Consider the following 8,925-nt stretch of genomic DNA (forward strand, 5'->3'; position numbering starts at 1 on the left):
TTTTAGTCCTTAGTTTGCTTGTAGTTCTTGAAGTTTTTCTTTTACTTCATTTACGTGTAAGATTTCTATTTTCTCACCTTTTACAGTTTTCTTCTTTCGTACACTTACTTTTTCCCAAACAGCAGCAATTTTACCCTCAGGTGATATTATAAAAGTACTTCTAACAACTCCCATATATTCTTTACCCATGAATTTTTTTAGTTGCCAAACACCATAATCTTCACACATTTTTTTATTTTCATCTGCTAATAGCGTGATTGATAAATCATGTTTTTCAATAAATTTTCTATGCTTTGCTGCATCATCAGGTGAAACACCTAAAATAACTGCATCTAAGTCGTCAAACTCTAAATGTGAACTTGTAAAATCACAAGCTTGAGTAGTACATCCTGGAGTTAAATCTTTTGGATAAAAATATAATACTATCCATTTACCGTCTAAATCTCTTGAACAAATCTCAACATCATCTTGATTTGGTGCACAAAAATCTGGTGCTTTATTTCCTATTTCTAACATATAATTAAATCCTTCATCTTCTATTTTATTGCAATAAATGTGGCAAAATTTACCCATTTAAAAATTGTCTCACAATGTGAGAATCCTGCATCTAATATCATTTTTCTATTTTCTTCTTCTGTATATGGTATTAAAACGTTTTCTAAAGCTTCTCTTTTTTGAGAAATTTCAAACTCAGAATAGCCCTGTGTTTTTTTAAATTCATAATATTCGTCTATACTTTGTTTGTTTAATTTTGAATTTGAAGATATTACTTTTTCACTAAAAATAAAAATACCTTCTTCTTTTAATGAATCAAAAACTTTTTTTACTAATTTTTCTCTTTGTAAGGGTCTTATAAATTGTAATGTATAGTTTGAGAGAATTAGTTTTGCATTTGCGTATTCGACATCGTGTAAGTCTGCATTTATTAGTTCTATATCAACACCAAAAGCTTTTGCTTTTTTAGCTGCTCTATTTAACATAGCACTTGAGTTATCAATACCAATTAACTCTAAGTTATGTTCACAGTGTTTACTTAATTCAATTAAAGTTGAAGCTGTTGAACAACCTAAGTCATATACTTTATCATTTTCTTCTAAAAAATTACATGCAAAATTTATTGATAATCTTTGCATCTCTTTATAAAAAGGAACTGATCTATTTAACATATCATCAAATACTGATGCAACTTCTTCATCAAATTCAAATTGTTTTATTATTGATTTTTCAAATACTTTATCTACCATAAGTATTATTTTATCTAAATGCTTATTAATATGTATTAATTAATTAAACAAAGTAGTAAATTTTATTTTTTAAGAATTATAAAATTATAACTTGTAAAATATATAATTTTTTTATGTTTTATTACAATTAATATGTAAATAATAAATAAATATAAGTTTTACAGATAAAACATAGTAAATAAAGCTTATTTTAAGTGAGAATAATAAGCTTAATTATGTAATAATTATGTAGTTTTATTATAACAAATAATTATAATTAAGGAGAAAGTATGAATAAAAGTGTAAAAAATGTTGTCTTATCGACTGTTGCTGCAACTTTGCTTGTAGGTTGTTTTGGTTCAGGTAGTGGAACGTCTTCTAGTTCTTTAAGTGGGTTAAGTGGATCTGTAATTGATGGGTATATTAAAAATTCAAAAGTTTTTCTTGACCTTGACTTAGATGGTTCTTTTACTTCTGATTTAGAACCTTTTGCGATAACAGATGAAAAGGGTAGTTATTCTATTTCTCTTACTTCTGAACAAAGAAGTCACACGAATTTTAATATTGCACCATTAATTGCGACTGGAGGTATTGATACTGACACTAATCAAGCCTTTGAAGGAAAACTTGAAGCACCTAATAATGGTTCAAGTAATAATCTTACTCCTATGACTACAGTTGTATCTAAAATGGTTCAAGCTGAAGATCTATCAAATAAAACTGAATCAGAAATTAAAGATATTGTTAACACTAAAAAAGAAACATTGAAAAAAGTACTTGGTATTTCTTCTGATGTAGATATTTCTGATGACTTTATTTCGAAGAAAAATACAGAATTGAATAAAGTAGCTTTACAAGTTCAAAAAACGGTTGAGCTTATTTCTAAGGCCTTAGATGATGGTTCAACTTCAAATGATGAAATTCAAGAGAAAGTAATCCAAACACTTGCAAAAAAAGTTGAAGCATTAAAAGATGACACAACTGCTAATATTGAAAAAGTTGTTGACGAGACAACTAAAGAAGCAGAAAATAATACTTCTGAATTATTTACATTAACAGGAAAAATTCTAACTACAGAAGTTACAAAAAGTATTAAAACTGTATCAGATAATATTGATAAAGCCTTTGAGCAAATTGATTTAAATAAAGAATCTGGCGAAACTTTTGAGGATATTGTTGAAAAAGTAATTATTGTAGTTGAAGAGCAAACTTCAAAACTAGAAGAAGCAATAGAAAAAGATGAAGTAACTGATGGTTATGTAGAAGTTTTAGATGAAAACTCAGCTATTTTAAAAAAATCTAAAAGTGAATTAAGAAAAATAGGTATTGTAAATGAATTAGATATTCTAGGTGTGAGTGGAGATATTGATACAATTGCAAATGAATTAGTAGCTATTACTGATCCTGTAATTGAATTTAACAATTTTTATGAAGTTATAAATTCAGATTTTATTACTACTTATCCTAAGTACTCAGAAATTCTAGCAAAAATTAATGAAAGAAAAGTTTCGAAAGTTTCAATTCCTAAAGTAAATGTATATCAAGGTATGAAAATAGAATTATCTTTATCAGATGCTTTTAATAATATAGAAGGAAGTGAAGATTTTATTTATTCAGTTACAGGTTTGCCTACTTGGGTTTTTGATGATAGCGAAGAAAAAGAACTTGTTTTTGACAATCCATCAAATTCAGATGTAGGCTCTTTTACTTTTGATATAGAAGTAAACAGTGGAAATACTACTCTTGGAACTAAAAAAGTATTTGTTGAAGTATTAAATATAAATGATGCTCCTACTGTTTCAAGTGAAATTAAAGATGCCTCAATTAATCAAGGAGATAATACTCTTTCAATTGATGTAAAACCAAACTTTGCAGATATAGATATAGACGACGAATTAACTTATTCTGCAACTTTAGAAGATGGAACAATATTACCTTCTTGGGTAAGTTTTGAAAATGGAGTACTAAGTGCAACTCCTACAAATACAAATGTTGGAAATATAAGTTTAAAAGTTACTGCAAGTGATATAAAAGGTTTAATGGTTAGTGATATTTTTACATTAACTGTAAATAATCTAAATGATGCACCAAAAGTTAAGACACCTATTTTGGATACAGCGGCAGAACAAACTGTATTATTTAGTCTTGACATAAAGTCAAATTTTGAAGATATAGATGCAAATGATACTTTAACTTATACAGCTACACTTGAAGGGGGAGCTTCTCTTCCTTCTTGGTTAAGTTTTGAAGATGGAATATTTAATGGTACACCAGGTAATGCAGATATTAATATGTTAACAATTGTAGTAATTGCTAGTGATGGTTTAATTGATATCTCTGATACATTTACATTAGACGTTAGAGATAGAAACGATTCTCCTACAGTATCTACACCTACAATCCCTGGAAATATTACTTTTATAGAAGATACTCCAACTAATATCAATTTAAATGACTATTTTGCAGATGTAGATGCAAATGATACTTTATCATTTAAAGCTACTTTATCGGATGGAAGTGTTTTACCTACATGGATTACATTAAACGAAAATATTCTTAGCGTAGTAGGAGAAAATGAGAATGTTGGTGAGATTGATATTAAAGTAATAGCAACAGATAAATTAGGATTAAGCGTTTCTAATACATTTGAAATTGTTATTGAAAATTCAAATGATGCACCAACATCATCAAATCAATCATTTAACTTAGATTCATCTACTTCATTAACTTTAAATGGAACATTAACTGGAAATGATATTGATGTTGGAGATACTATTACTTTTGAATTTGGAGCAATTAATGGTGGAACATTAACATCTAATCTTGATGGAACATTTACGTATACAACTGATGAAGGATTTACAGGAACTGATACTTTTGAGTTTAGTGTTAAAGATACTGCTGGTGCATCTTCTCAAATGTACACAGCTAGTATAAATGTTACTGATGGAAGTCTTCCTTTAAATAAAGATGTAGATGATGCTATTGAAAAAATTAAATCAATTGATCTAGAAACAGAAAATATTGATATTAAATTAAATGAAGCAAAAGATTTATTAAATGAAAATACAAATCCTGAAGCTGAAATTGTAAGATTATCCATTTCACTTGCAGAAATTGCAAATGATGATGATATTGCTTCTTTATTAAATTTAGATGATGGTTCAGCTATTAGCTCACTTTCTACACTTAATACAATTGTAAGATCAACTGTAATGAACACAGTTACTGTATCGGTTAAAGATGATGCTACAAACTTAAGTTCAGTATCAACACAAAAATTAAATAAAGTTGCTGATGAATTAAAGAAAATTAGTGATGAATTTGGAAACTTATTTAGTTCAGATGATGATGTATATACTTACGATGGTGAAAATATGAATTATAATGATTCTTTAGCCTTAAGAGCGGGTATTTTAAGTTTCGCTGCACAGTTAAAACAGCAATCATCTTATCAGTGGGGAAGTAATGCTGATATTGAAATAAGAGATTATGAAGGTAACGAATATAGAAATATTAATGTTGATCTAGCAGCTGTTTTAAACGAAGGGACTGTTTATAAATTAACTTCAGATGCAAGTTCTAGATTACCAGAAGCAAAAGCATTTCTATCTCAAGCTGCTGATTTATTATTAGAATTACCTCTTGGTTATGATGGTGATATTGAAGATGAAGAAACAGGTTTAACTCAAGAAGATAAAGATGAGATAACTTCAATTAAATTATCATTAGCTGGTACAACTGCATATACTTTAGAAGTAGATGATGATGAAGATATTAAGGAAGTGAAAGTTGATTTATCTAAGATGTATGATGTATCAACAGCTTTAGATATTACAAGTTTTGGAACAAACTGGCAAAACTTATGTTATGAAGGTGATATTATAAGTGTTGAAGAAGCTAAAATTGAAGGTACTTTAGATTGTAAAGTAGTTGATTGGTATGATTCATATTCAGGAGTAACTTATGCACATTTTGAAAGTGCAGAAGCAGAACCTCAAACTATGCCAACTGCTGATAATTCAAAAATTGATGATATTGTTTTAAGTATTACAAAAATTGATGATACTATTTTAACAGGGCAAGAAATGATTGATTTTGTGCTTGAAGATGAAACAAAAGTTGAAGCACTAGGTACAACATGGGGGAATAGTAAATATTCTAGTGATTATTTAGTAAATGGAAATGATGTAAAGGTTAGTGAAGAATATGGTACTTTAAAAGTTAATGCTTATAAAGCAGATGGGATTTCTTCTAAAGCTCAAGCTAAAAGAAGTTTTAATATACCTAAATCAGAAATTAAAGCAAAAATTAGATTACGAGATGTTGATGAGGTAGATTCAACTACAAGTAGAGGTTCTTTCCAAGCTGTAATGAATAATATTAATTCAGCTGATGAAAGAATTTATGCACATATTCAACTTAGAAATAATCGAATACAATATTATGTAGGAAGATATGATTCAACAGGGAATACAGAGGCAGAAGATTATACTGATTATACAAATGGCAATCATAAATTTGCAGAAACTTCAACTGCAAATGATGATGCTTCTGTGAAGTTTGCTGTAAGCATTGCAACAAGTGGAGCAGATATTATTTTTAATGTAAGTAAAATTGATGGTTCAGGTGCGGTAATTGAGAATTATGATGAAAAAGTTATTACAACTGATTCTTCTTTTGATTTAGGTATTGATGAAGCTAGATTTAGAGCTGAAGTTAGACTAAGTGATGATGATGGTACATTATATGATCAAATTACAACTCCAACAAAATTAAGAGTTCATTCATTTAGTACTGTTAACGCATATCCTATTGCTTCTTTAGCTACACTATCAGTTGGTGACACAGCAATATTAACAGGTAAGAATCCATGGTATGATATTATGACGGTTAATAATGGTTCTATTACATTAAAAATGTATGATAATGATGATGGTACTTATGCTTACTCTGAATCTGAAACATTTAGTACAGATTTAACTACAACATCTAGTACTTTTAATATTACTCAAGCAGGGGAAGAAGGTAGTGCTGAAATAATGAATACAGTACAAGTAGGAGAAAATTTATTTAAAAGTGATATTAAGTTTACAAATACTGTTGAAACAAATGAGTCTGATACATGGGGCTGGGATGATCATGGTGCTACAGATATTGATGAATTAGTTACACTATTTACAAATGGTGGCACATATTTTCAAACTGCAAATACTACATTTATGTTGAAGCCAAATGGTATTGTGGTTAAAGGTATGTTTAGTGGTTCAGATGAGTATGGGGATCACTTCAGCTATGGTGCAGAAGTATCAAGTGCAAGTTGGGAAAAAAAGGATGGTAAAATTAATGTTAATTTATCAACTGATTACAAAGTACTAATGTCATTTGAGCTTAATGGGAATAATGAAATTGTTGAATCTGAAATTAATCAAATTGGATATGAAGATTCTGATTATTTATATACAGGTAGTGGTGCATTACAATATTTTGAAAATCAAACGGGTATAAATCCAAATGATTAATATAAAAAGAGAGGCTTAACTCTCTTTTTATAAAATAATAAAAAATTAGGTCTTAAATGTACAAGAAAATTATATTCTTCTTACTTCTCTCTTTTTCAATTTTAAACTCTAGAACAATTAACTTATATGATATAAAAGAATATAAAATTACAGAAGAAAAAATCGCATATAAAATTACTGCAGAATCAAAGAACATAAATCTAAAAAAATTAAAGAAATTCAAATTCTATAATAAAGAAAAAGTAATAGCTGAATCTTCTTATTATCTAAATGGTAATTTATCAACTAAAGAATTAGAAATAGATTTTAATAAAGGCTATTTCTTAGAAGGAAATTTTATTATGTATGCTTTGATTGGTAGATATAAAAACATAAAGTTTAAAGCAGAAAAAGCAATTTTTACAAAAAAAAGATTAAAACTTGATAAGGTATTTATTATTTCTAATCATAAAAAATATAGAAAAATAAGATATACTTTCGAAATAAATAATTAATTTAAAAAGTAATCTTTAGCCTCATTAATATCTGATAATATTTGCTGTTTTAGTCCTTCAAAAGATTCGAATTTTTTATTATCACGAATTTTTTTAAAAAACTTAATTTGAATCTCATATTCATCATCTTTTATATCACTATAGAGAATATGTGTTTCAATTGCATAAGAGCCATCAGTTGTAACTCTATGACCTAGAAATGTAATAGAATCATATTCTTTTTCATCTAAAATAGTCTTAGTAATATAAACACCAGCTTGTGGTAATAAAAAATCATCAACTTTTAAATTTATTGTTGGTACAAAACTTTTAGAACCTAAACCTTGACCTTTGATTTGTGTTCCATAAATTTTATATTCTTTATTTAATAGTTTATTTGCAATTGTTAACTCACCATTTGATATATATTCTCTAATTGTTCTAGAATGAACAGGAATATTATCAATTTTAAACTCATCAACTACAACTACCTCTCCTTCAAATATCTCTTTTAATTGAGGAATACAATATCCTCTATTTTTACCAAAACAAAAATCAAAACCTACAACTATTTTTTGAAGTTTTGGGTATTGCTCTTTTAAAAGTTTTATAAACTCATCACCTGCAAGATGTTTTATATCTTTTAAAACATAATAATAAATAGGATATTTAGAATACTCTTGTCTATATTTTTTAGGAGTTAATGTAGCATATCCTGATTCAATAGATAAAATTGCCCCGTTTTCATCTAGATGTTTAAATAATTCTTGATGTGCACAATGCATTCCATCAAAACCACCAATAGCAAGTGATGTTATTGTATTTTTACTTACTAAAGTAGAAAAGTTCTTCTTCATTTCCATCTTTTCCTTGTAGTTTACTCATTGAGTTATATTTTAGTTCCCAGTTTAAAAATTGTGTTTTATCAAGAAAAATATTTCTTGCTCTTGTAATAGCTTTTTTATCTTTTACTACACCTTTTTTATCTCTTTTGACATTTGTTCCAACCTCAAATTGAGGTTTGAATAAAATAATTATTTCTTTTGAAGATAGTCTATTTATATCTTCAATGATATTTAATATAGAAATAAAAGAAACATCACAAGTTACTATTTCAAAAGGTTCTTTGCTTTTAAAAATTCTAATATCAGTATTTTCAAAAAAAGTTATTTTATTATTATCTTTAATTCTTTCATGTAACTGATTAGAACCTACATCAACACATGTAACACTGTTAATATTTTTTTCTAAAAGTATTTGTGTAAAACCACCTGTACTACTTCCAATATCAAGTGCTTCTTTACTTTTAAAGTCTAAGTTTGTTATTTCATCTAAAAAGTATTTTAGCTTATAAGCTGCTCTTGAAACATAGAAATCTTCTTCTAATATTTCAACATTATTTTCATCATTAACTTCAAATGATGCTTTAGTAATTATTTTATTATTTACTTTTATTTTATTTGCTTTTATAAGCTCATTTGCTTTATTTCTACTTTGAATATTAAAGTGCTCTTTTACGTATTGATCTAATCTCATGGCGGAATTATAGTAAAAGTTTTATCAAAAACTAATTATTAAATTTTTTATAAAAATTATTTTTTTGATATTTATTTAAAAAAAATCTTTATAGAATTGTGATACTCAGTATTCTTAAGTCAGATTATGTTATTATAAAGTATATAACACTATTACAAAGAGGATAAACAA

At 27.2% G+C, this 8,925-nt stretch carries 6 protein-coding genes; 2 read left to right on the forward strand and 4 right to left on the reverse strand.

Features of this window, described 5'->3' with window-relative positions; genetic code table 11:
• Positions 1–9: 9 nt before the first annotated feature.
• Together bcp and cmoA are read right to left on the reverse strand one after the other, a co-directional pair.
• On the reverse strand, positions 10–516 hold the full coding sequence (bcp, locus tag D3Z07_RS13755) for a thioredoxin-dependent thiol peroxidase (protein ID WP_076087696.1): 507 nt from the start codon (positions 514–516) through the stop codon (positions 10–12).
• Between the two features lie 20 nt (positions 517–536).
• Positions 537–1,244 carry a carboxy-S-adenosyl-L-methionine synthase CmoA gene (gene cmoA / locus D3Z07_RS13760; protein WP_076087694.1) on the reverse strand — a complete coding sequence of 236 codons (708 nt, stop codon included), beginning with the start codon at positions 1,242–1,244 and terminating at the stop codon, positions 537–539.
• Positions 1,245–1,513: 269 nt separating this feature from the next.
• Between cmoA and D3Z07_RS13765 the strand changes: the two genes are divergently transcribed.
• Both D3Z07_RS13765 and D3Z07_RS13770 read left to right on the forward strand, forming a co-directional pair.
• Positions 1,514–6,745 (forward strand): putative Ig domain-containing protein, encoded by a 5,232-nt coding sequence (locus D3Z07_RS13765; RefSeq protein ID WP_122894162.1) that lies wholly within the window; start codon positions 1,514–1,516, stop codon positions 6,743–6,745.
• A 56-nt stretch (positions 6,746–6,801) separates the two neighbouring features.
• Positions 6,802–7,239 carry a hypothetical protein gene (locus D3Z07_RS13770; RefSeq protein WP_076087689.1) on the forward strand — a complete coding sequence of 146 codons (438 nt, stop codon included), beginning with the start codon at positions 6,802–6,804 and terminating at the stop codon, positions 7,237–7,239.
• Here D3Z07_RS13770 and D3Z07_RS13775 read toward each other — a convergent pair.
• Entirely contained in the window at positions 7,236–8,075 is an 840-nt protein-coding gene (locus D3Z07_RS13775; RefSeq protein WP_122894235.1) for a bifunctional riboflavin kinase/FAD synthetase, read from the reverse strand. The genes D3Z07_RS13770 and D3Z07_RS13775 overlap by 4 nt on opposite strands.
• Positions 8,044–8,754: a 23S rRNA (cytidine-2'-O)-methyltransferase TlyA gene (gene tlyA, locus D3Z07_RS13780; RefSeq protein ID WP_122894163.1), complete on the reverse strand. Its 711-nt coding sequence runs from the start codon at positions 8,752–8,754 to the stop codon at positions 8,044–8,046. The genes D3Z07_RS13775 and tlyA overlap by 32 nt, the downstream gene beginning before the upstream one ends.
• Positions 8,755–8,925 lie beyond the last annotated feature (171 nt).

Origin of the sequence: Arcobacter peruensis, assembly GCF_003711085.1 — a bacterium.
Classification (GTDB): Bacteria; Campylobacterota; Campylobacteria; order Campylobacterales; family Arcobacteraceae; genus Poseidonibacter; species Poseidonibacter parvus.

Bases quoted from the DNA above. Each gene is read 5' to 3' on its own strand.
- D3Z07_RS13775 (WP_122894235.1), bottom strand. From the start codon at position 8,075: ATGAAGAAGAACTTTTCTACTTTAGTAAGTAAAAATACAATAACATCA.
- D3Z07_RS13765 (WP_122894162.1), top strand. From the start codon at position 1,514: ATGAATAAAAGTGTAAAAAATGTTGTCTTATCGACTGTTGCTGCAACT.
- D3Z07_RS13770 (WP_076087689.1), top strand. From the start codon at position 6,802: ATGTACAAGAAAATTATATTCTTCTTACTTCTCTCTTTTTCAATTTTA.
- bcp (WP_076087696.1), bottom strand. From the start codon at position 516: ATGTTAGAAATAGGAAATAAAGCACCAGATTTTTGTGCACCAAATCAA.
- tlyA (WP_122894163.1), bottom strand. From the start codon at position 8,754: ATGAGATTAGATCAATACGTAAAAGAGCACTTTAATATTCAAAGTAGA.
- cmoA (WP_076087694.1), bottom strand. From the start codon at position 1,244: ATGGTAGATAAAGTATTTGAAAAATCAATAATAAAACAATTTGAATTT.